The 23,285-nt window shown below is 36.7% G+C and carries 24 protein-coding genes; 6 read left to right on the top strand and 18 right to left on the bottom strand.

Annotated features, from left to right (window positions below):
• Window positions 1-31: 31 nt before the first annotated feature.
• Window positions 32-1,273 carry an amidohydrolase family protein gene (locus AC0IXC_RS09285; protein ID WP_471652845.1) on the bottom strand — a complete coding sequence of 414 codons (1,242 nt, stop codon included), beginning with the start codon at window positions 1,271-1,273 and terminating at the stop codon, window positions 32-34.
• Between the two features lie 213 nt (window positions 1,274-1,486).
• Between AC0IXC_RS09285 and AC0IXC_RS09280 the strand changes: the two genes are divergently transcribed.
• The gene (locus AC0IXC_RS09280) at window positions 1,487-1,672 is read left to right on the top strand and encodes a PspC domain-containing protein (protein WP_002129290.1); all 186 of its coding nucleotides are present in this window, start codon (window positions 1,487-1,489) and stop codon (window positions 1,670-1,672) included.
• Window positions 1,673-1,742: 70 nt separating this feature from the next.
• On the opposite strand, the gene AC0IXC_RS09275 is transcribed toward AC0IXC_RS09280, so the two are convergent.
• Window positions 1,743-2,315, bottom strand: coding sequence for a helix-turn-helix domain-containing protein (locus AC0IXC_RS09275; protein ID WP_002034214.1), 573 nt, complete (start codon window positions 2,313-2,315; stop codon window positions 1,743-1,745).
• Window positions 2,316-2,416: 101 nt separating this feature from the next.
• Here AC0IXC_RS09275 and AC0IXC_RS09270 point away from each other — a divergent pair, with 101 nt between their 5' ends.
• Together AC0IXC_RS09270 and AC0IXC_RS09265 are read left to right on the top strand one after the other, a co-directional pair.
• On the top strand, window positions 2,417-3,382 hold the full coding sequence (locus AC0IXC_RS09270; RefSeq protein ID WP_002190799.1) for a DMT family transporter: 966 nt from the start codon (window positions 2,417-2,419) through the stop codon (window positions 3,380-3,382).
• Window positions 3,383-3,524: 142 nt separating this feature from the next.
• Window positions 3,525-4,190: an aquaporin gene (locus AC0IXC_RS09265; protein ID WP_002067333.1), complete on the top strand. Its 666-nt coding sequence runs from the start codon at window positions 3,525-3,527 to the stop codon at window positions 4,188-4,190.
• Window positions 4,191-4,251: 61 nt separating this feature from the next.
• On the opposite strand, the gene AC0IXC_RS09260 is transcribed toward AC0IXC_RS09265, so the two are convergent.
• The 3 genes from AC0IXC_RS09260 to AC0IXC_RS09250 form a co-directional block, all read right to left on the bottom strand.
• Window positions 4,252-4,683 carry an Rrf2 family transcriptional regulator gene (locus AC0IXC_RS09260; RefSeq protein WP_326997501.1) on the bottom strand — a complete coding sequence of 144 codons (432 nt, stop codon included), beginning with the start codon at window positions 4,681-4,683 and terminating at the stop codon, window positions 4,252-4,254.
• 118 nt (window positions 4,684-4,801) lie between these two features.
• The gene (locus AC0IXC_RS09255; protein ID WP_002015418.1) at window positions 4,802-6,028 is read right to left on the bottom strand and encodes an ABC transporter permease; all 1,227 of its coding nucleotides are present in this window, start codon (window positions 6,026-6,028) and stop codon (window positions 4,802-4,804) included.
• 2 nt (window positions 6,029-6,030) lie between these two features.
• Complete coding sequence (locus AC0IXC_RS09250; protein ID WP_215590226.1) at window positions 6,031-6,915, bottom strand: ABC transporter ATP-binding protein; 885 nt, start codon at window positions 6,913-6,915, stop codon at window positions 6,031-6,033.
• 342 nt (window positions 6,916-7,257) lie between these two features.
• Between AC0IXC_RS09250 and AC0IXC_RS09245 the strand changes: the two genes are divergently transcribed.
• Entirely contained in the window at window positions 7,258-8,085 is an 828-nt protein-coding gene (locus AC0IXC_RS09245; protein WP_002129299.1) for a 5'-nucleotidase, lipoprotein e(P4) family, read from the top strand.
• 28 nt (window positions 8,086-8,113) lie between these two features.
• Here the strand turns inward: AC0IXC_RS09245 and motB are convergent, their stop codons facing one another.
• Together motB and motA are read right to left on the bottom strand one after the other, a co-directional pair.
• Window positions 8,114-8,902: a flagellar motor protein MotB gene (motB, locus tag AC0IXC_RS09240; RefSeq protein ID WP_002184884.1), complete on the bottom strand. Its 789-nt coding sequence runs from the start codon at window positions 8,900-8,902 to the stop codon at window positions 8,114-8,116.
• Entirely contained in the window at window positions 8,892-9,686 is a 795-nt protein-coding gene (gene motA, locus AC0IXC_RS09235) for a flagellar motor stator protein MotA (protein ID WP_002129301.1), read from the bottom strand. Before motA ends, motB begins: the two co-directional genes overlap by 11 nt.
• A 264-nt stretch (window positions 9,687-9,950) precedes the next feature.
• On the opposite strand from motA, the gene AC0IXC_RS09230 reads away from it, so the two are divergent.
• Window positions 9,951-10,730 (top strand): M15 family metallopeptidase, encoded by a 780-nt coding sequence (locus AC0IXC_RS09230; RefSeq protein WP_215590228.1) that lies wholly within the window; start codon window positions 9,951-9,953, stop codon window positions 10,728-10,730.
• Between the two features lie 36 nt (window positions 10,731-10,766).
• Here the strand turns inward: AC0IXC_RS09230 and AC0IXC_RS09225 are convergent, their stop codons facing one another.
• From AC0IXC_RS09225 to sdhC, 4 genes are all read right to left on the bottom strand, one after another.
• Entirely contained in the window at window positions 10,767-11,210 is a 444-nt protein-coding gene (locus AC0IXC_RS09225; protein ID WP_002034215.1) for an acyl-CoA thioesterase, read from the bottom strand.
• Window positions 11,211-11,455: 245 nt separating this feature from the next.
• Entirely contained in the window at window positions 11,456-12,217 is a 762-nt protein-coding gene (gene sdhB, locus AC0IXC_RS09220; protein ID WP_002088861.1) for a succinate dehydrogenase iron-sulfur subunit, read from the bottom strand.
• On the bottom strand, window positions 12,210-14,003 hold the full coding sequence (gene sdhA, locus AC0IXC_RS09215) for a succinate dehydrogenase flavoprotein subunit (protein WP_340778642.1): 1,794 nt from the start codon (window positions 14,001-14,003) through the stop codon (window positions 12,210-12,212). Before sdhA ends, sdhB begins: the two co-directional genes overlap by 8 nt.
• Before the next feature lie 13 nt (window positions 14,004-14,016).
• On the bottom strand, window positions 14,017-14,643 hold the full coding sequence (sdhC, locus tag AC0IXC_RS09210; protein WP_002015407.1) for a succinate dehydrogenase cytochrome B558: 627 nt from the start codon (window positions 14,641-14,643) through the stop codon (window positions 14,017-14,019).
• Between the two features lie 309 nt (window positions 14,644-14,952).
• Here sdhC and AC0IXC_RS09205 point away from each other — a divergent pair, with 309 nt between their 5' ends.
• Window positions 14,953-15,402 (top strand): YslB family protein, encoded by a 450-nt coding sequence (locus AC0IXC_RS09205; RefSeq protein WP_002015405.1) that lies wholly within the window; start codon window positions 14,953-14,955, stop codon window positions 15,400-15,402.
• A gap of 115 nt (window positions 15,403-15,517) precedes the next feature.
• Here AC0IXC_RS09205 and uvrC read toward each other — a convergent pair whose 3' ends face one another.
• The 7 genes from uvrC to AC0IXC_RS09170 all read right to left on the bottom strand — a co-directional run bounded on the left by uvrC (window position 15,518) and on the right by AC0IXC_RS09170 (window position 23,168).
• Window positions 15,518-17,302: an excinuclease ABC subunit C gene (gene uvrC, locus AC0IXC_RS09200; RefSeq protein ID WP_002129304.1), complete on the bottom strand. Its 1,785-nt coding sequence runs from the start codon at window positions 17,300-17,302 to the stop codon at window positions 15,518-15,520.
• A gap of 306 nt (window positions 17,303-17,608) precedes the next feature.
• Window positions 17,609-17,923, bottom strand: a complete 315-nt coding sequence (trxA, locus tag AC0IXC_RS09195) for a thioredoxin (RefSeq protein ID WP_000974757.1) — start codon at window positions 17,921-17,923, stop codon at window positions 17,609-17,611.
• Window positions 17,924-18,134: 211 nt separating this feature from the next.
• Entirely contained in the window at window positions 18,135-19,112 is a 978-nt protein-coding gene (etfA, locus tag AC0IXC_RS09190; RefSeq protein ID WP_002015402.1) for an electron transfer flavoprotein subunit alpha, read from the bottom strand.
• Between the two features lie 36 nt (window positions 19,113-19,148).
• Window positions 19,149-19,922: an electron transfer flavoprotein subunit beta gene (gene etfB, locus AC0IXC_RS09185; protein WP_002088867.1), complete on the bottom strand. Its 774-nt coding sequence runs from the start codon at window positions 19,920-19,922 to the stop codon at window positions 19,149-19,151.
• A gap of 78 nt (window positions 19,923-20,000) precedes the next feature.
• Window positions 20,001-20,777, bottom strand: coding sequence for an enoyl-CoA hydratase (locus tag AC0IXC_RS09180; RefSeq protein WP_002088868.1), 777 nt, complete (start codon window positions 20,775-20,777; stop codon window positions 20,001-20,003).
• An 11-nt stretch (window positions 20,778-20,788) separates the two neighbouring features.
• Complete coding sequence (locus AC0IXC_RS09175) at window positions 20,789-21,376, bottom strand: TetR/AcrR family transcriptional regulator (protein ID WP_012261773.1); 588 nt, start codon at window positions 21,374-21,376, stop codon at window positions 20,789-20,791.
• A 106-nt stretch (window positions 21,377-21,482) separates the two neighbouring features.
• Window positions 21,483-23,168, bottom strand: a complete 1,686-nt coding sequence (locus tag AC0IXC_RS09170) for a long-chain-fatty-acid--CoA ligase (RefSeq protein WP_215590229.1) — start codon at window positions 23,166-23,168, stop codon at window positions 21,483-21,485.
• Window positions 23,169-23,285: the final 117 nt, after the last annotated feature.

Genomic DNA, 23,285 nt, shown 5'->3' with positions numbered 1-23,285 from the left:
GAACCCTTCTCAAAACATCTAAACGATTCCTCTATACAAGATTATCAGATTTCACTTGATTTAAATCCCCTATAACAACATTCCCTTTATACATAACTACACGCTTCTCTGTTTGACGAGCCACTGCTTCCGCGGCGCATGTTGCATTCGTTAAAACAAAACTTGCCTCATCCCCTACATTCGGCCACACTCGTTTCCCTTCATTATTTAACGTTTCTTTCCCTCCAGTAATAAAACGAAGAGCTTTCCCTAAAGACCTTTCATCACTCCAACCAAATCGTTCTGCCAATCGATTTGCCTTTTGAAGCATATCACCTGTGCCAAACGGAGACCAATGATCTGTAATACTATCATTTCCTAATGAAACTTTAACTCCTTTTCGATCTAATAATGGAATTGGGATTACTTGTTTACCGATTGGAACGGTTGAAGTGATATCAATCTTTAATGCTGCTAGTCTTTCTGCCACTTCTTCAGCTTCTTTATCAGTAACACCACCAAGTCCAAGCGCATGACTAATTGTTACACGACCTTGCCATCCTGCTTCTTCCGTTAGACTTGCTAATCTCTTCATTGTAAACGTTCCAAGATTATTCGCATCGTGCAAATGAATATCAACATCCGCATTAAATTCTACCGCAATGTCCATAATCGTATGTAATGATTTTTCAATATCATTATCTACTGTAGCTGGGTCCACTCCGCCAACTAATTGTGCGCCCATACGCATCGCATCTTTCACAAGTTGCATAGAATTACTTCGCAATAATCCATGTTGCGGAAATGCAACTATTCTACCAGACAACCGATCTTTATATGTTCCTAAAGCCGCTAACGTTGCCTCTAAATTACGAAGTCCAATAACCGGATCCACATTACAATGCGTTCTAATATTTGTTGCGCCATTTCGAAGCAATAACTCTAGCATATTTTCCGCCCTGTCTTGAGCAGTTGCTAATTGCTTTGGTAAAATCGTTTTTTCTTCATTAAAACGTGTAAAAATATTTTCTGCTGGCATACAAGCTTTCCAAGGCCCACTATAATATGTTTTATCAATATGAATATGCATCTCTTCAAAAGCTGGTAAAACTAATAAACGATTAGCATCAAAAGTTAACGTTCCTTCCTCTTGGGCGATTCCCGATATAATTCTTTTAATTCGCCCATCTTCAATAAGAAGACTGCATACCTCAGTTTCCGTTTGTGAAATTTTCGCTTCTTCATATGTATAACCTGTTTCAAGCTTTACATTAGTCAACCAATATAATGTCATTACCATTTCCCCACCTTATATTAGAAAATACGTCACACCCTCATTTTCATTTTAATACCAACTGAAAATTAAGACAATTAATCCACTGTATTGTCCTTTCACAAAAAAATGTAATATAACCTAATGGTCTTCTCATAAATTTCCATATAGAATAAAAGTACACTGTATCACTCATACATAACAGCGGTGATATAAAAAGGAGAGGATCATAATATGTCGAAGAGGTTATATAAATCCGAAACTGATAAAATGTTATTTGGTATATGCGGTGGTTTAGGAGAATATTTTGATATTAGCTCTACTCTCATTCGCATACTTTGGGTCATTGCTATTTTATGTTTTGGGACGGGGTTTTTAGTTTATTTTATTTGTTTATTACTTATGCCACGCTCTTACTAATAACATTCTTTCATATATTTGAGCATAGCGTATAAAAAATCCCCTATAGAAAAATCTATAGGGGATTTTTTCATGAAGAATATTTCATCGTTAAATGTAATACCGCTACTTCATCCTCTTCATTTTTATAACTATGTTTCTTATTAGCTTCAAACTGAATGGAGTCAAACTCATTTAGCACATATACGTCATTCTCAACTTGAATAGAAACTTTCCCTTTCATTACTGTTACCAGCTCAATTGCTCCTTCATGATGAGCTTCCGGTTCATATATACTATTCGCTCTTAAACAAGCACGGTGCATTTCCATCCCTGTTTCTTTCGTGTAACGGAACATCGTTTCTAAATGCCATGCTTGTCCTACATCTACTGCAAATCCTTCTCCGCAGCGCGCAACAGCTACAGGTTCTCCAACAACCATTAATCTCGATAAAGGAATCGATAACCCTTTCGTTATTTTCCAAATGACAGCTAACGTTGGATTCGTTTCGCCTCTCTCAATTTTCCCTAATGTTAATTTACTAACCCCTGTTTTTTGGGCTAATTCTTCTAAACTTAATTTTTGTTCATTTCGAATTTGTCTTAATAGCTGACCTACTTGCTGAATTACTTCTTTCGTTTGCATATCTTCATTTTCTTTCATATATAAAAACCACCTTAAAATATAAAATAGTTTACTTTTATTATCTTTAAGTATATTATACTATACATAAATACTCAATTCCGAAAGGAGTGCCATACTTCATGCGCGCAATATTACTAGGTCTTTTATCATCGGCCTTTTTTTCTGCAACCTTTATTATTAACAGAGCAATGAATGTATCTGGAACAAGCTGGGCTTGGACTGCTTCCTTCCGTTTTCTATTCGCTCTCCCTATTTTATTCCTTATCGTTTTATTTCGCAAAAACTTAGGAGCTTTATGGGCAGAGTTAAAAAAACATCCATTTGTATGGATCGGGTGGGGCTCGGTCGCTGGCATCGGCTTCTATTCTTTATTAAGTTTCGCAGCTGTTTTTTCTCCAGCTTGGCTCGTTGCTGGAACTTGGCAAGTTACGATATTAGCAGGTTTACTTTTATCGCCATTATTCTTCATTAAAATAGAAACAAAATCAGGTACAAAACTTGTACGTGGAAAAATTCCACTACGCAGTTTATACGTCGCTTTATTTATTTTACTTGGTGTACTTTGTATGCAAGCTACTGAAGCCGGTCATATTACAATGACTCAATTCATTTCTGGTTTTTTACCTGTCGTTTTAGCAGCTTTCTTATATCCCTTCGGTAACCGAAAAATGATGGAACTTGTTGGCGGGCGTCTTGATACATTCCAACGTGTATTAGGAATGGCAATCGGAAGTCTCCCTATTACAATCCTACTTGGTATATACGGATTTTCCACTACCGGTATTCCATCATCAAGCCAAATGATGCAAGGATTTTTGTTAGCATTATGTTCCGGAGTTATTGCGACGATGACATTTTTCTTTGCTACTGACTTAGCAAAAGACAATCTTGCTTTACTTGGAGCTGTTGAAGCAACACAAGCTGGAACGATGGTCTTCACTGTGCTTGGTGAGATTATTTTCTTAAATGGTTCATTCCCTAGCGGACTGTCACTGATTGGGATGATTATTATCATGCTAGGAATGATCGTAAATAGTGTTTTAAACCGTTCTGTTCCAGTCATTAAACAAAAAAAATCAGCATAAAAATAGATATGGTTCTTCTTCATAGAACCATATCTATTTTTATTATCTCCCTATTTCGCCTTATCAGAATAGTATTTCATTAGCTATTTATACTAAAACCTATGTTATAATACGTTTCATGTGCATTAATAGGAGGTAAATTATGTTAAAAAAAGCAATTGCTGAATTTATTGGTACATTTGTACTTGTATTATTCGGAACTGGAGTAGCTGTCATTGGTGGCGGAATTGAAGGAATTGGAACATTAGGTATCGCTATGGCTTTCGGATTATCTATCGTGGCTATGGCATATAGCATTGGAACAATTTCTGGATGTCATATTAACCCAGCAGTATCAATCGCTATGTTCATCAACAAAAGAATGAACGCTATGGAACTTAGCTATTATTTATTAGCTCAAATTTTAGGTGGTTTATTAGGAACTGCAACGTTAGTAACAATTTTACGATCTGCTAAATTACCTTTAGATAATTTAGGACAAAATAGTTTTGGAACTCTTGGTTTATCTGGAGCATTTTTAGTTGAATTCATTTTAACTTTCGTATTTGTTTTAGTTATCGTTGCTGTAACAGGTAAAAAGGGAAGTTCTTCTTTAGCTGGACTAGTAATTGGTTTCACATTAGTATTAATTCACTTATTAGGTATTCCGTTAACTGGAACATCTGTTAACCCAGCTCGTAGTATCGCACCAGCTCTATTCGCTGGCGGAGAAGCAATTTCTCAACTATGGGTGTTCATCGTTGCCCCAATTTTTGGTGGTATCGTAGCAGCTGTTGTAGGAAAGTTTATTTTAAATACGGAAAAATAGAACTTTCAATATTTCCGAATAAAAAAAAGCGAGCCCTCATCATGAGGAAGCTCGCTTTTTTTTATTCTTTAATTTTCGACTTTAAATTTGTAACTACTTGCTGCACCGTTACATTTGCAAGTACGTTTTCCATCGCTTCTTGCGATTGTATTAAAATAATCTCTAATACCGATTGAATATTAGCTCCTACTGGACATTCAATGTTGGGATTTTCATGGAAAGAAAATAGATGTCCTTCTTCTACAACTTCCACAGCTTTATATACATCAAGTAATGTAATTTCATCTAAATCACGAGCAAGTGTCGTACCACCTTTACCAGCTTGTACATCAACAAGTCCTGCTCTCTTCAACATTCCTGTAATGCGACGAATCACAACTGGATTTGTATTCACACTACCAGCAATCCATTCAGAGGTACAGCGAGAGTTTCGATCTATTGCAAGTAACGTTAACATATGAACACCTACTGTAAAACGACTACTAATTCCCATCTGCACACCCTCCTTTTTATTCATTCTATTAAAAGACAACTCTTATTATTATATACTATTTTTAATTTATACATAAAGAAAAAGCATGATTCCATTAGAAAATCATGCTTTCCCTCTATTATTGACGCTTTATAAATTTCGCCAAATCTTTAAACTTCACTTTATCAGAGTAATTCATTACACCGTTTACATAGATACGACTTGTAATCGCATTTAATATACCAATCGTCGCCAATAAAACTACTAATGTTATCGTAATCTCTAACATACCTGCTTCACCAGCTACAATCCGCGAGAAGGTAACCATTGGTGTGAAAAACGGAACATACGAACTTACAACAACAATAGTACTATTTGGATCACTTAATGATTTAATACTAATGAAGAATGCAGCCATGATCAAAATCATTATCGGGAAAGATACAGCTTGTAAATCCTCTGTCTTAGACACAACAGCTCCAGCCGCAGCGTACATCATCGCATAAAGTAAATACCCCGTAATGAAATAAACAAGAAACATACTTATAACCTTTGCATCTAATTTTGTAAAGTCAATTGGAACACCAAGTAATGAAGCACTTTCTAAATCGACCCAACCTAACAAATAAGGAATAAGATAACCACACGCCAATATTACAAGTTGTAATAACGCCGTTGAAACAACCGCCAAAATTTTCGCATACATCATCGTAAGAGGCTTTACTTTCGGAAGCATTACTTCCATTACACGTGACGCCTTTTCAGATGCAATATTCATTGCGATTGTATTTCCGAAAGCTACAATAAACATATACAAAGCAAATGTAAAGAAATATGCAATTCCGAAAGAAGATGTACGATCTTTTATCGCTTCTTGCTTCACTTGAATTTCTGCTTGTAATTGCTGCGCAATTTCTGGTGAAACATTATTTTTTGCAATCGTCACCTTCGTATATTGTTGTTTTAAATAACCCGCCATAATCGCAGAAGTTGCTTGGCTTGGAAATCCATTATACATATATGTAACTGCTGGAGTCCCATCCTTTTCCGTCACATGGAATAGACCATCTAAATCGCCTTCTTCTACTTGCTTATGCAGTTTATCAAAATCATCCTTTGAACCAACCGTTATTTTTGCTGATGGCAATAGCTTATTTAGCTCTTCTTTTTGTACTTTGTATGTGGAGCTCTCTACTACAACTGCAATTTTATCTTTATCCTTATTTTTATCATCGCCTGAAGTAAAATGATTAAATGCAAAAATCCCAAACACAACTAAAAATAAAATCGCACTCGTAATTAATGATTTTTTAGATAAAAATGCTTCTTTAAAATAAAATGAAAATACATGAGAAAATTTACGCATCTTTATTTCGCCCTCTCTACAAAGATTTCGTTTAACGTCGGCTCTAACATTTTAAATTGTCGTAAACCAACACCTTGTTCTTGCAATTGTTGCAAAATCTTTAGAGCTTCTGCATCATCTTGTACTTTCACATAAAGAAGGCCTTGTTGTTTTTCATACGGGACATGTATAGCTTCTAATCCCTTTTCATTCTCTGCTATATCTTCGATTGTTAAATTACGAAAACCGTATTCTTTCTTAATATCACTTAATTGTCCTTCTACGACTGCTTCACCTTTTTTCAAAATACATACATGTTGGCAAAAAGCCTCTACTTGCTCCATACGGTGACTAGATAAAATAATTGTCTTTCCGCTCTGTACTTGTTCTCCAATAATACTAGCCAACATTCCAGCATTAACTGGATCAAGCCCGCTAAATGGTTCATCCAAAATAAGAAGTTCTGGATCATGAAGAAGAGCAGCAATCAATTGAATTTTTTGCTGGTTCCCTTTCGAAAGTTCTCCTGCTGTTTTGAATTTATATTCTGGGATTGCTAAGCGCTCTAACCAGTGATCAATTGCAAGATCTACTTCTTTTTTCGTCATTCCTTCTAATCTACCAAAATATCGCAACTGGTCTATTACTCTACTTTTTGTATATAAGCCTCTTTCTTCTGGTAAATATCCAATTGTTACCCCGCTATCACCAAATGATTTTCCATCCCACGTAATAGAACCTTCATTTGGCGTTAATAAACCTAGTAACATTTTAATTGTCGTTGTTTTCCCTGCACCATTTCGGCCAAGTAACCCTAACACTTCACCTTTCGGTAACGAGATTTGCAAACCATTAACCGCTTTAGATTCTCCGAATATTTTTGTTAAGTTTTGAATTTGTAAACTCAATGTATAAAGCCTCCCCTTTAGTATCATTCGTACTCTCTATTAAAGACTATGATTGTTCGAAATAAAATATAGTACTATATTTCAATCTTTTATACGTATCATGATCCCCCATCCACCATTTGTTTTATTTAGTTAAAATTGTAAATAACAAAGATATATTTGTCAATTATAATTGTCATTTCGACAATAAAACACGTCAAATCACTTTTTGTTATTTTCCCCATCTTTCTAATATAGGACATACTACTATATATACAAAAGACAATATGCAAATGTTCATAAAAAATTTTTATATTTTAATATATAATATAAGATGATTTTCTAACATCGAGGAGGATACATATGAAGATGAAGAGGGGTATTACCAGTTTATTATCTATAGCCGTTCTTTCCACATCGCTTGTAGCATGTTCAGGAACAGCTGAGAAAACAGTGGCAAAAGAAGAGAAAGTACAATTAACAGACCAGCAATTGATGGCCGATTTATGGTATCAAACAGCTGGCGAAACGAAAGCACTTTACTACCAAGGCTACAATATTGGTCAATTAAAGCTTGATGCAGCTCTTGCAAAAGGGACAGAAAAAAAACCTGCTATCGTACTTGATCTAGATGAAACTGTTTTAGATAACAGTCCCCATCAAGCAATGAGCGTAAAAACAGGAAAAGGCTATCCTTATAAATGGGACGATTGGATTAATAAAGCTGAAGCTGAAGCTCTTCCAGGCGCTATTGATTTCTTAAAATATACAGAGTCTAAAGGTGTAGATATTTACTACATCTCAAATCGTAAAACAAATCAACTAGATGCAACAATTAAAAACCTTGAGCGCGTAGGTGCTCCTCAAGCGACGAAAGAACATATATTACTACAGGACCCGAAAGAAAAAGGGAAAGAAAAGCGTCGTGAACTTGTTTCTCAAACACATGACATCGTCCTATTCTTCGGTGACAACTTATCTGATTTCACTGGTTTTGATGGAAAATCTGTGAAAGATCGCAATGAAACAGTAGCAGAATCAAAAGCACAATTTGGTGAGAAATTCATCATTTTCCCTAATCCAATGTACGGTGATTGGGAAGGTGCTCTATATGACTATAATTTCAAAAAATCAGATGCAGAAAAAGACAAAATCCGTCGTGACAATTTAAAATCATTTGATGCAAAATAACAAAGAGGATGGCCTTCGCCATCCTCTTTTATTGCATATTTCTTGTTAAAGGTAAAATAAATACTTCTACACGTCTATTTTTCGCTTTTCCTTCTGGCGTATCATTTGGTGCAATTGAACGGTATTCTCCATAACCAACTGCACTAAATTTTTCTGGTTGCAATTCTTTATTTTGGAGTAACACCTGCATAAAATTAACTGCACGCTGTGTACTTAACTCCCAGTTTGATGCAAACTGAGCATTTGCGATAGGAACCGTATCTGTATGACCCGACACTGTAATTTCACGAGGTGATGCTGAAACAAGTAGGTTAGACATCTCTTTTGCAATCCCTAACGATTCCAACTTCACATCTGCTTTCCCTGAATCAAATAGTACATTTTCTAATATCGTTAACATTAATCCTTTTTCAGTTAACTTAGTTTGAAAAGAAGAGGATAGTTGTTTCTCATTAATATATTGATCAATCTTTTTTTGTAATGCTTTCAACTCATCCATTTCTTTTTTTTCTTTAGCTCTATCTTCCGCTTGTTTTTTTGCTTGTTCTGCCTCAAGGCTATTTGCTGATAATTCTTTTTCCTCATTTGGTTTTTGATCGCTTAAAAATTCTTTATTTCCTGTTCCACCGGCTAACTCACTTCGAAAAGCAACTGCCATCTGTTTAAACTTCGCAGCATCTATACTACTCATTGCGAATAATACGATGAACAATGCAAATAACAACGTTAACATATCAGAATATGGAATTAACCAAGTTTCATCGATATGCTCATCATGTTTTTTCTTTTTACCTCTTCTATTTTTCTTACTCCGCATTTTTTTCTGCTCCTTTTTCTAGCTTTTTACGCTCAGTTGCAGAAAGTGCACCTAAAATGCGGTTCTTCATAATAAACGGATATGTACCTTCTTGTAACATTAATAAACAATCAATAATTAAACGTTTCTTCTCTAATTCAGCAGCAGACTTTTGCTTTAATTTATTTGCAAACGGATGCCATAATACGTAACCTGAAAAAATACCGAAAATCGTTGCAATAAACGCACCTGAAATAGCATGCCCTAGCTTTTCAATATCAGTTAAATTTCCAAGTGCAGCTACAAGACCAATAACAGCACCTAAAACCCCTAGTGTAGGTGCATATGTACCAGCTTGCGAGAAAATAGCAGCCCCTTTTGCATGTCTCTCTTCAATCGCTTCTAATTCGGCTTCTAAAATTTGTTCTAAATCCTCTGCAGATACACCATCAATAACAAATTTCATACCACGCAAAAGAAATTCATCTTCAATTTCATCTAATTGTTGCTCTAAAGACAAAATACCGTATTTTCTACTCTCAGATGTCCAATGAACAAATAATTCTAGCAATTGTTCATAACTTAAATCTTTTTTATTTGAACCAAAAAGAACTTTAAATAATTTTGGAACTCTTTTTAATTGATTCATCGGAAAGGCAATACACACTGCAGCAAATGTACCGACGAAAATAATTAGTGCTGCGGCAGGATTTAGTAAGGCTGTTATGTCAGCGCCCTTGACGACCATCCCTACGACTACCGCTAATACTCCTAAAATGATTCCAATAATTGTTGCAAAATCCATTCCCATTCACTCCTAGTCTATACCAGAGGTCTTTTATTCTCGATAATCGCTACATCTTCTTATATACATATATTACATAAAAAATGAACTTCATGAAAGATAAGAAATGAATTATATGAAAAAATACTACAATTTCACACATTTTCTGACATTTTCTTTGCGTTTTTATTACGTTATGACTCTTATATTTCTTTTTCAATAAACTAGACTTATAATAAAAGCGATACATATTTTATTAAGAAAGGACAGTGATTACAAGGTATCATGAAAAAGATAATAATTATTTCTGCCATTACTATTGTAATCGGTATCACATCTTTCGCTTACTTTGCTTCTAAATCACCACTGCAAAATGAGGCGAAAGCTGTCGAAAGTCAAAAACATAGTAACCATCCAAAAGAAGAGATTCCTGCTTTTCCAAAAGCTGATCATAACGCAAAGAAACTAGATAATAATTTTTCCGTTGTAACAAATCCAGATTCTGCTCTTGTATTAGTCAATAAACATCGTAAATTACCAAATGGGTACATTCCAGAAGATTTAACGAAACCGAACGTACCATTTACTAGTCCAAAAGATAAAGAGAAAACATTACTTCGCAAAGATGCTGCAGACGCTCTTGAAAAAATGTTCCAAGCAGCGAAAGAAGAAGGTTTAGAACTTACAGCAGTTTCAGGTTACCGTTCTTACAAACGCCAACAGTCATTACATAATACATATATTAAACGCCAAGGAAAAGCTGAGGCTGATTCGGTAAGTGCAATTCCTGGAACAAGTGAGCATCAAACTGGTCTAGCAATGGATATTAGCTCAAAATCTGCCAAATTCCAATTAGAACCAATTTTCGGAGAGACAGCAGAAGGAAAATGGGTTGCAGAACATGCCCATGAGTTTGGATTTGTCATTCGTTATTTAGAGGATAAAACAGAGACAACAGAATATTCATATGAACCGTGGCACTTACGCTACGTTGGCAATCCATATGCCGCATACATATATAAGCACCACCTAACATTAGAAGAGGCAACGAAGGACAAAAAATAAGAGAGCGAATCGCCCTCTTATTTTTCTTTTATTCTATTATTGTAATAATTCCTTCCATTCCTCAGTCCACGGTTCGCCTCTTCCAGTTTTTTTCGATGCTTGGACCATCATACCGCGTCCAACTAAACAAACTTCTCCTTCTGCATTTTTGACCATATAGTGTAAATCTAAAGAGGAATTCCCAACCGCTCCCGCCTTTACATATACTTTCAACTGCTCATCAAAATAAATTTGTTTAATAAAATTGCATTGTAGATCTGCGACGACTATCATCGTTTCTGATGATTCATGTGTCCATTCTTGCATAAATCCGAGTTCTTTAAACAATGCGATACGCGCTTCTTCAAAATATGTAAAAGCAACGACATTATTTACATGTCCAAACATATCTACTTCACCAAAACGAACTTTGACAGGATTATAAAATGAAAAACCACTTTCCCATTGCTCAAAGTCTTCAATATAAGAAATTCTCTTCATCGTTCCCTCTCCTTTTCGCCCTTAAAATAAAGTGAAACTTTAATCAGTGGGGGTTTTGTTCATCCCCCACTGATTATTAGTTGAACCAATCGGGCGTTTACGGGCAGTTGATCTCCCACCTAGCTTCTTTGCTCCACCTGAATTTTGAGCTGGGAGTTTTACTGCCCGTTAATGCGGGATAAACAGAATAAACAGAAATATAAAGTTATAAATATTGCCTCTTCAACATGAAGAGGCAATATTTATTAATAGTTATTATCGCTACCAAAGAAATCTTTGAACGATTGAATTGTTGTATCACGGTTTAATGCTGCAATTGAAGTTGTTAATGGAATACCTTTCGGACATGATTGCACACAGTTTTGAGAGTTACCACAGTTTGCAAGTCCTCCATCACCCATAATTGCACGTAAGCGATCTGCTTTATGCATTTCACCAGTTGGATGCGAGTTAAATAAACGCGCTTGTGAAAGCGGTGCTGGTCCAATAAAGTCAGACTTACTGTTTACATTCGGACATGACTCTAAGCAAACACCACATGTCATACATTTCGAAAGTTCATATGCCCATTGACGCTTTTTCTCTGGCATTCTTGGACCTGGCCCTAGGTCGTACGTACCGTCGATTGGAATCCAAGCTTTAACCCGTTTTAACGCGTTAAACATACGGCTACGGTCAACTTGTAAATCACGTACAATCGGGAATGTCTTCATCGGCTTTAAGCGAATTGGTTGCTCTAACTGGTCAATAAGAGCTGTACATGATTGACGTGGTTTTCCGTTAATCACCATCGAACAAGCACCACATACTTCTTCTAAACAGTTCATATCCCATGCAATCGGAGTCGTCTGGTTTCCTTTTGAATCAACAGGATTACGACGAATTTCCATCAGTGCCGAAATAATGTTCATATTTGGACGATATGGAATTTCAAACTCTTGATCAAACTCTTGTGCATCTGGTCCATCTTGTCTCGTAATGATGAGGCGGATTGTTTTCTCAGACATGTTGCTTATCCCCCTTCTCTTCACCCTTAGCAGCTACATCATGTTTTGAGGAATAGTCACGTTTACGTGGTTTAATTAATGAAACATCCACTTCTTCGTAATGGAATGCTGGTGCCTTTCCTTCTCCCTCAAATTTCGCCATCGTAGTTTTTAAGAAGTTTGCATCATCACGATTTGGGAATTCTGGTTTGTAATGCGCTCCGCGGCTTTCATTACGGTTATATGCGCCAATTGTAATAACACGTGCTAACTCGAACATATTTGCAAGTTGGCGTGTAAATGAAGCACCCTGGTTACTCCATCTTGCTGTATCGTTAATGTTAATGCGTTTGTAACGCGCCATTAACTCTTCAATTTTCGCATCAGTTTCTAGTAACTTTTTATTTTCACGAACTACTGTAACGTTATCTGTCATCCATTCTCCAAGCTCTTTATGAAGAACATATGCATTTTCGTCACCATCAAGCATTAAAATATTGTTAAATTTCTCTGTTTCGATTAATTCATTTTGCTCATATACAGTAGTTGAAACAGCATCAGATGATTTAGAAAGACCTTTCATATACTCAATTGCGTTCGGTCCTGCTACCATACCACCGTAAATTGCTGATAATAATGAGTTCGCACCAAGGCGGTTACCACCGTGCATAGAATAATCACACTCACCTGCTGCAAATAAACCTGGAATACTTGTCATTTGCTTATAATCAACCCATAATCCGCCCATTGAATAGTGAACTGCTGGGAAGATTTTCATTGGTAGTTTACGAGGATCATCACCTGTAAATTTCTCATAGATTTCAATAATTCCACCAAGTTTAATATCTAGTTCTTTCGGATCTTTATGAGAAAGATCTAAGTACACCATGTTTTCACCGTTAATACCTAGTTTTTGCTCTACGCAAACATCAAAGATTTCACGCGTTGCAATATCACGAGGTACAAGGTTTCCGTAAGCTGGATATTTTTCTTCTAAGAAGTACCATGGCTTACCATCTTTATACGTCCAAACACGTCCACCTTCACCACGTGCAGATTCACTCATAAGACGTAACTTATCGTCTCCAGGAATTGCCGTTGGATGAATTTGAATGAACTCACCGTTCGCATAATATGCACCTTGTTGATATACAGCAGACGCTGCTGTACCTGTATTAATAATAGAGTTTGTTGATTTTCCAAAGATGATACCAGGGCCCCCTGTTGCCATAATCACGGCATCAGCTTGGAAACTTTTTATCTCCATAGTTTGTAAGTCTTGCGCGACGATTCCTCGGCACACACCTTCATCATCTACAACAGCTCGTAAGAAATCCCAACCTTCATATTTCGTTACAAGTCCTGCTACTTCATGACGACGTACTTGCTCATCTAATGCATATAGTAATTGTTGACCAGTTGTTGCGCCAGCAAATGCTGTACGGTGATGTTGTGTTCCACCGAAACGACGGAAATCCAGAAGTCCTTCTTCCGTACGGTTGAACATAACACCCATGCGATCCATTAAATGAATAATACCAGGTGCTGCATCACACATCGCTTTAACTGGTGGTTGGTTCGCTAAGAAGTCCCCACCATAAATTGTATCGTCAAAGTGGATCCATGGAGAATCCCCTTCACCTTTTGTATTTACGGCACCGTTAATTCCACCTTGGGCACATACAGAATGTGAACGTTTTACTGGTACTAAAGAAAATAGTTCAACATTTACTCCCGCTTCTGCCGCTTTAATCGTTGCCATTAAGCCGGCCAAGCCACCGCCGACTACTATAAGTTTCCCTTTCATGCTCTCCCACTCCTTACTGGTTTGCTAGCTGTGGATCGATGAACGCTAATAATGCACTCACACCTACATAAGATAGACCTAAGAAAATAGCTAATGTTACATAAGTAGAGATTCTTTGTGAACGTGGAGATACTGTAATTCCCCAGCTTATACAGAATGTCCATAGTCCATTTGCAAAGTGGAAAATTGTTGAAACAACACCAACTAAATAGAAACCAAACATAAATGGGTTGTTTAAAATATCTGCCATCATATCATAGTTTACCTCTTTACCTAACAATGCTTGAATACGAGTTTCCCAGACGTGCCAAGAAATGAAGATCAGCGTAACGATACCTGAAATTCGTTGGAAGACGAACATCCAGTTACGGAAATAGCCGTAAGATACCGCATTGTTCTTAGCTGTAAATGCAATATATAAGCCATATATAGCATGGTACAGTATAGGTAAAAAGATGATGAAAATTTCTAGCGCATACCGGAATGGAAGGAGCTCCATAAAGCCTGCAGCTTTGTTAAAAGCCTCTGCTCCCCTTGTTGCAAAGTTGTTTACAATTAAATGTTGCGTCAAAAAGACACCAACCGGAATGACCCCCATTAATGAGTGCCACTTACGAAACGTATACTCGCGGCCTTTCATGTCCCCATTACCCCCTTGAATGTTTGACTGCTGTTTTCAGATTAATTTACAACAATAATGTTTTTTCACTATTGGCATAAGAAAAACTGAAAAAATTATTCAAAATATTTCAGCATAATTTGATAACAAGTTCATTTTACCCCTATTTTTGTCGAAGCGTCAAGAAAACGTATACATAATTTGCACATAATTTGCATATAATTTGCCAATTCTTTTTTTTTCTTATATATTCAGATTTCCCCAAAGAAAAATCTATTTTTATAAATGAAAAATGTTATATAATAATCCCTATAGAAAGAGGGGAATATTGTGAGCAAAAATACAATCGATATAACATCTTTAGAAGATGTTTCATTGAACGCCTTCGCTTATGAATTGCTACGTGAAGAATTACTACCTGATTTAATTGGTAACGATTTAGATGGTATTTTATACTGGGCTGGTAGAAACCTTGCGAGAAAATATCCGCTAGAAACAATTGAAGAAGTCATTCAGTTTTTTGAAAAAGCTGGTTGGGGCACTTTAAGTATCATTGAACATAAACGTCGTGAAATGCAGTTTCAACTTAAAGGTACACTTATTACTGAGCGTCAAAAACAAAAAAGACATTCATCTTATCAATTAGAAGCTGGATTTATCGCCGAGCAAATTCAAAGACAAAGAAACGTCGTTGCAGAGTCCTACGAGGAACAGAAAAAGCGTTCAGACTCTATTACATTTCTTGTTAAATGGGATATAAAAGATCTCATTGAAGTGTAGCATCTACCTACAGTCAACTAGACATATAAGTTTAGTTGACTTTTTTGTATATTCATTCAGATGAGTTTATTTTAAATCTTCAGAAATTATACCAAAAAACAGAAGACGTTGTAAACTACAACGTCTTCTTATCTGTTAAATAAGTATATATCATCTCTGCAACATTTTTCGGCATACCTGCTTCGACAAATTCAGCTATGGAAGCTTCTTTCATCTTTTTTAACGAGCCAAAATGTTTTAACAATACCTTTTTTCGTTTATCGCCGATTCCTGGAATATCATCCAATGCTGATTGAATGACCGATTTCCCGTGCAACTGGCGATGGAATGTAATTGCAAATCTATGCACTTCATCTTGAATGCGTTGCAATAAATAAAATTCTTGGCTATTCCTCTCAAGCATCACAGGTTCAGGTGGATCTCCAATAATTAAATGGGAGGTTTTATGTTTGTCATCTTTTACAAGCCCTGCCATCGGAATATATAAACCGAGTTCGTTCTCCAGAACATCACTTGTAGCGGCCAGATGGCCTTTTCCACCATCAATAATGATTAAATCTGGTAAAGGTAAATTCTCTTTAAGCGCCCTCGTATAACGGCGTCTTACAACTTCCCTCATAGATTCGTAATCATCAGGACCTTGAACCGTTTTAATTTTATATTTCCGATATTCTTTCTTCGCTGGTTTCCCATCGATAAAAGCAATCATTGCGGAAACGGGATTTGTCCCTTGAATATTCGAGTTATCAAACGCTTCAATACGATATGGGGTTTCAATGCCCAGCTGCTTCCCTAAATTATCAATGGCTTTAACCGTCCGCTCTTCATCACGTTCAATTAAGTGAAATTTCTCTTCTAGTGCAATTTTTGCGTTTTTATTTGCTAATTCTACAAGGTCTTTTTTCTTCCCACGCTTCGGCTGTGTCGCTTCAACTTCTAAAAAGCGCTCTACTAATTCTGAATCTATACTTCCTGGAACAACAATTTCCTTCGGCTTGAAATGACTACTGTTTTCATAAAATTGACCGATAAAAGTTAAAAATCCCTCTTCTGGTTCATCATAAATCGGGAACATAGAAACATCACGTTCAATTAGCTTTCCTTTTCGAACGAAGAAAACTTGAACACACATCCACCCTTTATCAACTGCATATCCAAACACATCACGATCCACTAAATCACTCATAATCATCTTTTGCTTTTCCATAATTGCATCAATATGAGCAATTTGATCTCGCAACTCTTTCGCCCGTTCAAATTCTAGCTTTTCTGAAGCCTCATACATCTTCGTTTCTAATTCTGAACGAATTTCTTTATGTCCACCGTTTAAGAATTTAATAATTTCATCAACAATTTCTTTATTTTGCTCATCCGTTACTTCTTTCACACAAGGTGCTAAACATTGACCCATATGATAATACAAGCAAACTTTATCTGGCATATTTGAACATTTACGAAGTGGATACATACGATCTAATAATTTCTTTGTTTCATGTGCCGATTGCGCATTTGGATAAGGCCCAAAGTACTTTCCTTTATCCTTTTTTACATTTCGCGTAATGAGTAAGCGCGGCTGTTTTTCAGCTGTAATTTTAATGAAAGGATATGTTTTATCATCTTTTAATTGAATATTATATTTTGGATCATATTTTTTTATTAAATTTAACTCTAAAATAAGAGCCTCCAAATTTGAGGAAGTCACAATATATTCAAAATCAACAATTTCTCCAACAAGCCGAAGTGTTTTCCCATCATGCGAACCAGTAAAGTACGAGCGCACACGATTTTTGAGTACCTTTGCTTTTCCGACATATATAACCGTTCCCTGCTTATCCTTCATTAAATAACAACCAGGTTGATCGGGCAAAATTGCTAACTTCTCTTTTAAATGCTCGTGCACTCGTCTCCCTCCATTTCTACATGCTTATGCTTATCATTTTTATTTTCACATAAAGTGAAACTTTAATCAGTGGGGGTTTTGTTCATCCCCCGCTGATTATTAGCCTTCACCAATCGGGCGTTTACGGGCAGTTGATCTCCCACCTAACTTCTTTGCTCCACCTGAATTTTGAGGTGGGAGTTTTACTGCCCGTTAATGCGGGATAAAAACATACTATGCCAAAACACCCAACATACGTTCTTTTATTGTAACGGAAAGGTTGTAAAAAAGAAAATAAAAAAGCTACCAAATGGTAGCTTCTTTATTTTAGAAGTGTTTAGAAACTAATTCTACTAACGCTTCTTTCGGTTTATATCCTAACGCTTGATCAACCACTTTACCGTCTTTTAATACGAAAAGAGCTGGAATGCTCATTACTTCGAATTGACGAGCAGTTTCTTGGTTTTCATCAACGTCCACTTTTACTACTTTTACTTTCTCGCCTAACTCTGAATCGATTTCCTCTAATACAGGAGCGATCATTTTACAAGGTCCGCACCAAGGCGCCCAGAAATCTAATAGTACAACACCTTCGCTAGTTTCAGCTGCGAAGCTTTGGTCATTTGCATTTATAATTGCCATTTTATTTCCTCCTTCAAGTATATTCTACCAAGAGTATATCATTAACTTTTATACGTGGCGAATATTATGTATCGTTATGTATTGTAACAAAAAAATGTTCCTTTATACTATATAAAAATATGGATGAAATACTAAAAAGATGAGAGACAGGGGATCTCTCATCTTTTTCTATATATAGGGGTACTTCACTTGGAACTCAAGGGTACTCAAATCATGAATGTACTTTTAACTTTTTAAACTCTTCTGTTAAAAGAGGTAATACTTCAAACAGATCACCGACAATACCATAGTCAGCTACTTTGAAGATACTAGCTTCTGGATCTTTATTAATCGCAACAATTATTTTTGAATTAGACATACCAGCTAAATGCTGAATCGCACCAGAAATCCCGCATGCAATGTATAGGTCTGGTGTAACAACTTTACCTGTTTGACCAATTTGTAATGAATAATCACAGTACTCAGCATCACAAGCACCACGAGATGCTCCAACAGCGCCGCCTAGTACGTCAGCTAATTCTTTTAACGGTTTAAATCCTTCTTCACTCTTCACACCACGTCCACCAGCTATAATAACTTTCGCCTCAGAAAGATCAACACCTTCTGCAGTTTTACGGACAACATCTTGAATGATTGTACGTAAATCTTTCACATCAACTGTAATAGAAGACACGTCAGCTGTGCGAGACTCGTCTTTTTCAAGAGTTGCAATGTTATTTGGACGCACTGTCGCAAATAATATACCATCTGTTACGATCTTCTTCTCAAATGCTTTACCAGAGTAAATCGGACGAGTGAAGATAACATTTCCACCTTCAACTTCTAAAGCCGTTACGTCAGAAATTAAACCAGCTTCTAATTTCGCTGCTAATTTTGGTGATAAATCTTTACCCAGTGCCGTATGTCCAAATACAATGCCTTCTGGCTTTTCTTCAGCATATACAGCTAAAAACGCTTGTGCATATCCATCAGATGTATATGATTTTAATTTATCATTTTCAACTGTCACAACGCGATCTGCACCGTAATGAATCAATTCATTTGCAAAAGAGGCAACGCTGTCTCCAACTAGAAGACCTACCACTTCACCGCCTTCTGCAATTGTTTTTGCTGCTGCTACCGCTTCAAACGAAACGTTACGTAGCGATCCATCACGAACTTCACCCATTACTAATACTTTACGAGCCATAGATTTTCCCTCCTGCATATATAATTTCGTATTTTATTAGATTACTTTCGCTTCTGTATGGAGCAACGATACAAGTTCTTTTACTTGATCTTGCAGCTCGCCTTGTAACACTTTTCCTGCATCTTTCTTAGGAGGCAAATAGATTTCAATTGTTTTTGTTTTTGCTTCCACATCATCTTCTTCTAAATCTAAATCATCTAATTCTACTTCTTCTAGTGGCTTCTTCTTCGCTTTCATAATACCTGGAAGTGATGGATAACGCGGTTCATTTAAACCTTGTTGCGCTGTTACTAGAAGAGGTAATGATGATTCAATTACTTCTGTATCCCCTTCAACATCACGCTCAATCTTCACATTTGTACCATCAATTTCAAGCTTCGTAATCGTCGTTACGTATGGGATATTTAACGCTTCAGCTACTCGTGGACCAACTTGTCCAGATGCACCGTCAATCGCAACGTTCCCGCCTAAAATTAAATCGATTTCTTTATCTTTTAAATATTCAGCGAGCACTTTTGCTGTTGTAAATTGGTCACCATTCTCAACATCATCTTCAATGTTAATTAGTACCGCTTTATCGCAGCCCATCGCTAATGCTGTGCGAAGTTCTTTTTCACTATCCTCGCCACCAACTGTTATAACAGTAACTTCTCCACCTTGTGCATCTCTTACTTGAATCGCTTCTTCAATCGCATATTCATCGTAAGGGTTGATGATGAATTCCGCTTCGCCATCGTAAATTGCACCGTTTTTAATTACGATTTTTTCTTCTGTGTCAAATGTTCGTTTCATGAGTACGTAGATGTTCATTCCATTTACCCCCTTATTTTTCAGAAAGATTCTATCAATTTTAAAATTCTGTTAATTTTTATTAAAAAAATAATTGGACTACCTACCACTAAATGAAGGCTTACGTTTTTCTAAAAACGCTGCTACGCCTTCTCTTCCATCTTCACTCGTAAATACTTCACCAAAAATCTGTGATTCACGCTGTACACCTTCATAATAATGAGACGATTTTGTCGTTTGTAATAACTCTAGCACAGCACGAGTTGTTGCTGGGCTTTTTCCAGCAATCTGTTTTGCAATTTTAAGCGTATCTTCTAAAATGGATTCTTCAGAAAACACTCCGTTAACAAGTCCCCATTGTAATGCTTCTGCACCAGTAATTGGTGTACTTGTTAACATCATTTCACAAGCTTTCGCTTTACCAACATAACGTGGTAAGCGCTGTGTACCTGCAAAACCAGGAATTAATCCAAGTGTTAATTCAGGTAAACCAAGCTTTGTACTTTCAGTTACAAAGCGCATGTGGCAAGACATAGCAAACTCAAGGCCGCCGCCAAGTGCCGCTCCATGAATTGCCGCAATAACTGGTTTTGAGCATTTTTCAACACGCTCAAACGTAACTTGTCCAAGCTGTGCTAACTCTGTTGCTTGCTTCGCTTCAGTAACAGATGTAAATTCTTTAATATCTGCCCCTGCTGAGAAGAAGCGTCCTTCACCATGTAAAACAACAACACGAATGTTATCATCCTTTTCCACTTGATCGATTAATTCAGTAACGTCATGCATAACTTGTGAAGACATCGCATTAGCTGGCGCATGATTTAACGTCGCCACCGCGATATGATCTTCAACTTTTACAGATAGGAATTTCAACATGATCCCTCCCATTATTGACGATAACCACAAGCTGCAATAAGTAGCCCATGTACCGTTTTTGAAAGTGCGACCAGATCATACTTATGATCGCTCATTACCCAATTGGTCACAACTTCATCTACTGTTCCAAAGATCATTTGTCTTGCCACGCGAACGTTTAAATCCGCCTGAAATTCACCTTGCTTTATACCTGTCTCTAAAATCTCATCCATAACTTGTAAGTAGCCTTTTAATACTTCATTTATTTTAAGGCGCAAGTCTTGATTGGACTGCCTTAGCTCTAATTGCGTAACGATAGCAAGAGGATCATTTTGTGACAACAGCAAGAAGTGCGTTTCTACCAACATGAATAACTTCGCTACAGCGCTTTCAATTCCTGCTATTTTTTGACGAATTGTTTCAACAAATTCTCCCATCTTCTCTTGGAATAAGGATATTAATATATCTTCTTTATTTTTAAAATATAAATAAATCGTGCCATCAGCTACCCCAGCTTGCTTTGCAATTTTAGAAACTTGCGCTTGATGGTATCCATTCTCCGCAATCACAATGACTGCAGCATCAATAATCTGATTGTATTTCGGTCTATTTTTCTTCACTTTACTGTCCCCTTCAAGAAGATGACTGAATGAATAGTCATTCATATTCTTATAATACTGACTATTTAGAAAAGTGTCAATCCTATTTTTTCAAAAAGAAAGGGCCTTAGCCCGTTTGCTCATCCTCATTCTTTCTCTTCTCTTCATCTATTAGGACACGACGTAAAATTTTTCCGACTGTCGTCTTCGGCAACTCACTTCTAAACTCATATACCTTCGGAACTTTGTAAGCTGCTAAATATTTACGTGCAAACTGATCTAATTCTTCTTCAGAACACTCAGCGCCTTCTTTCAAAACAACAAACGCTTTTACAGTTTCCCCTCGATACGGATCAGGAACACCGATTGTTACCACTTCTTGCACCTTTTCGTGTTCATATAACACTTCTTCTACTTCACGAGGATATACGTTAAAGCCACTAGCAACGATCATATCTTTCTTACGATCTTTCACATAGAAAAAGCCATCCTCATCCATGTATCCTACATCACCTGTATGGAGCCAGCCATCTTGCAGTACAGCTGCCGTTTCTTCTGGCTTATTCCAATACCCTTTCATAATTTGTGGGCCCTTTACAACAATTTCACCAATTTCACCTGGAGGTAATGACTCTCCTGTTTCAAGTGACATGATGATTGCCTCTGTATCCGGCCACGGTACCCCAATACTTCCCGGCACACGCTTTTCCCACAAAAAATTCCCATGTGTAACTGGTGATGACTCCGTTAATCCATAACCTTCTACTAATTTACCACCTGTAACTCTCTCAAACTCCTCCTGCACTTCTACAGGAAGCGGTGCAGAACCACTAATACAAGCCTGAATTGAAGAAATATCATATTCTTTTAAAAGAGGACTATTTAATAGAGCAATATAAATGGTTGGTGCTCCTGGAAATAGTGTAACTTTATGTTTCTTAATTGCTTCAAAAACCATTTTCATATCAAACTTCGGAATAAGCACCATTTTATATCCTTGCATAATACTTAAATTCATTACAGCTGTCATCCCGTACACATGAAAAAACGGAAGAACACCAAGAATTACCTCTTCTCCTTCTTTACAATTATATAACCAATGCGCTCCCATTAAAGTGTTCGAAACGAGGTTTTTATGCGTTAACATAACCCCTTTTGGAAACCCTGTCGTTCCCCCTGTATACTGCAAAAGGGCTAGATCATTTTCGGGATCACATGGAACTTCAACATCAGCATTACTTTCTCTTTCTACCGATTTCCAAAGATGAAGCGTTTCGCTTTCCGACACATTCACAACAAGATTTGCCTGCTTTTTTTGTACAAATGGATAAAGTAAATTTTTAGGGAATGGTAAAAAATCTGCAATACGGGTTACGATAATATGCTCAAGCTTTGTTGCAGTTTGAACATTAGTAACTCTCGGAAACACTAAATCCAGGCAAAGAATAGCTTTTGCCCCTGAGTCATGAAGTTGGTACTCAAGCTCTCTTTCTGTATAAAGAGGATTCGTTTGTACAACAATCCCCCCCGCAAGCAAAGTACCATAATAACCAATTACAGATTGCGGACAATTCGGTAACATAATCGCAACTCTATCGCCTTTTTCAATACCAAGCCTTTGAAGGTAATTCGCAAATTTCTTTACCTTGTCATGGAAATCTGAAAATGTAACATCTTTACCTAAAAAGTGAAGCGCTTTCTTTTCTGGATAACGAGCAGCCATTTTCTCTAAATATCCATGAAGTGGCTGAATATCATATGAAATCGTACCTGGGATTTCCTCTGGATAACTCTGCAACCAAGGTTTTTCCACTCTCATTCCCCCTTCCAATACTTGTGAAAATAAATGAATGTTCATTCATGATGATTGTTTTCATTATATTATAGTCAGAACAGCGTTACAATCATAATATTCTGACTTTTGTATAAC

Source organism: Bacillus sp. AC266, from assembly GCF_979253805.1.
Note: the sequence above shows the minus strand (reverse complement) of the source record. Positions and strands in the feature narration are given on the sequence as shown.

What these genes read in the sequence shown, in the direction of transcription:
- AC0IXC_RS09180 (WP_002088868.1), bottom strand. Translation starts at nt 20,777, where the DNA reads ATGTTGAAATTCCTATCTGTAAAAGTTGAAGATCATATCGCGGTGGCG.
- AC0IXC_RS09275 (WP_002034214.1), bottom strand. Translation starts at nt 2,315, where the DNA reads ATGAAAGAAAATGAAGATATGCAAACGAAAGAAGTAATTCAGCAAGTA.
- AC0IXC_RS09270 (WP_002190799.1), top strand. Translation starts at nt 2,417, where the DNA reads ATGCGCGCAATATTACTAGGTCTTTTATCATCGGCCTTTTTTTCTGCA.
- sdhB (WP_002088861.1), bottom strand. Translation starts at nt 12,217, where the DNA reads ATGTCTGAGAAAACAATCCGCCTCATCATTACGAGACAAGATGGACCA.
- etfB (WP_002088867.1), bottom strand. Translation starts at nt 19,922, where the DNA reads ATGAACATCTACGTACTCATGAAACGAACATTTGACACAGAAGAAAAA.
- AC0IXC_RS09260 (WP_326997501.1), bottom strand. Translation starts at nt 4,683, where the DNA reads ATGGGAATTAGTAGTCGTTTTACAGTAGGTGTTCATATGTTAACGTTA.
- motA (WP_002129301.1), bottom strand. Translation starts at nt 9,686, where the DNA reads ATGGATTTTGCAACAATTATTGGAATCATTTTAGGAGTATTAGCGGTA.
- AC0IXC_RS09265 (WP_002067333.1), top strand. Translation starts at nt 3,525, where the DNA reads ATGTTAAAAAAAGCAATTGCTGAATTTATTGGTACATTTGTACTTGTA.
- etfA (WP_002015402.1), bottom strand. Translation starts at nt 19,112, where the DNA reads ATGGCTCGTAAAGTATTAGTAATGGGTGAAGTTCGTGATGGATCGCTA.
- AC0IXC_RS09245 (WP_002129299.1), top strand. Translation starts at nt 7,258, where the DNA reads ATGAAGATGAAGAGGGGTATTACCAGTTTATTATCTATAGCCGTTCTT.
- trxA (WP_000974757.1), bottom strand. Translation starts at nt 17,923, where the DNA reads ATGGCAATTATAAATGCAAATGACCAAAGCTTCGCAGCTGAAACTAGC.
- AC0IXC_RS09225 (WP_002034215.1), bottom strand. Translation starts at nt 11,210, where the DNA reads ATGAAGAGAATTTCTTATATTGAAGACTTTGAGCAATGGGAAAGTGGT.
- AC0IXC_RS09280 (WP_002129290.1), top strand. Translation starts at nt 1,487, where the DNA reads ATGTCGAAGAGGTTATATAAATCCGAAACTGATAAAATGTTATTTGGT.
- sdhA (WP_340778642.1), bottom strand. Translation starts at nt 14,003, where the DNA reads ATGAAAGGGAAACTTATAGTAGTCGGCGGTGGCTTGGCCGGCTTAATG.
- sdhC (WP_002015407.1), bottom strand. Translation starts at nt 14,643, where the DNA reads ATGAAAGGCCGCGAGTATACGTTTCGTAAGTGGCACTCATTAATGGGG.
- AC0IXC_RS09230 (WP_215590228.1), top strand. Translation starts at nt 9,951, where the DNA reads ATGAAAAAGATAATAATTATTTCTGCCATTACTATTGTAATCGGTATC.
- AC0IXC_RS09285 (WP_471652845.1), bottom strand. Translation starts at nt 1,273, where the DNA reads ATGACATTATATTGGTTGACTAATGTAAAGCTTGAAACAGGTTATACA.
- AC0IXC_RS09255 (WP_002015418.1), bottom strand. Translation starts at nt 6,028, where the DNA reads ATGCGTAAATTTTCTCATGTATTTTCATTTTATTTTAAAGAAGCATTT.
- motB (WP_002184884.1), bottom strand. Translation starts at nt 8,902, where the DNA reads ATGCGGAGTAAGAAAAATAGAAGAGGTAAAAAGAAAAAACATGATGAG.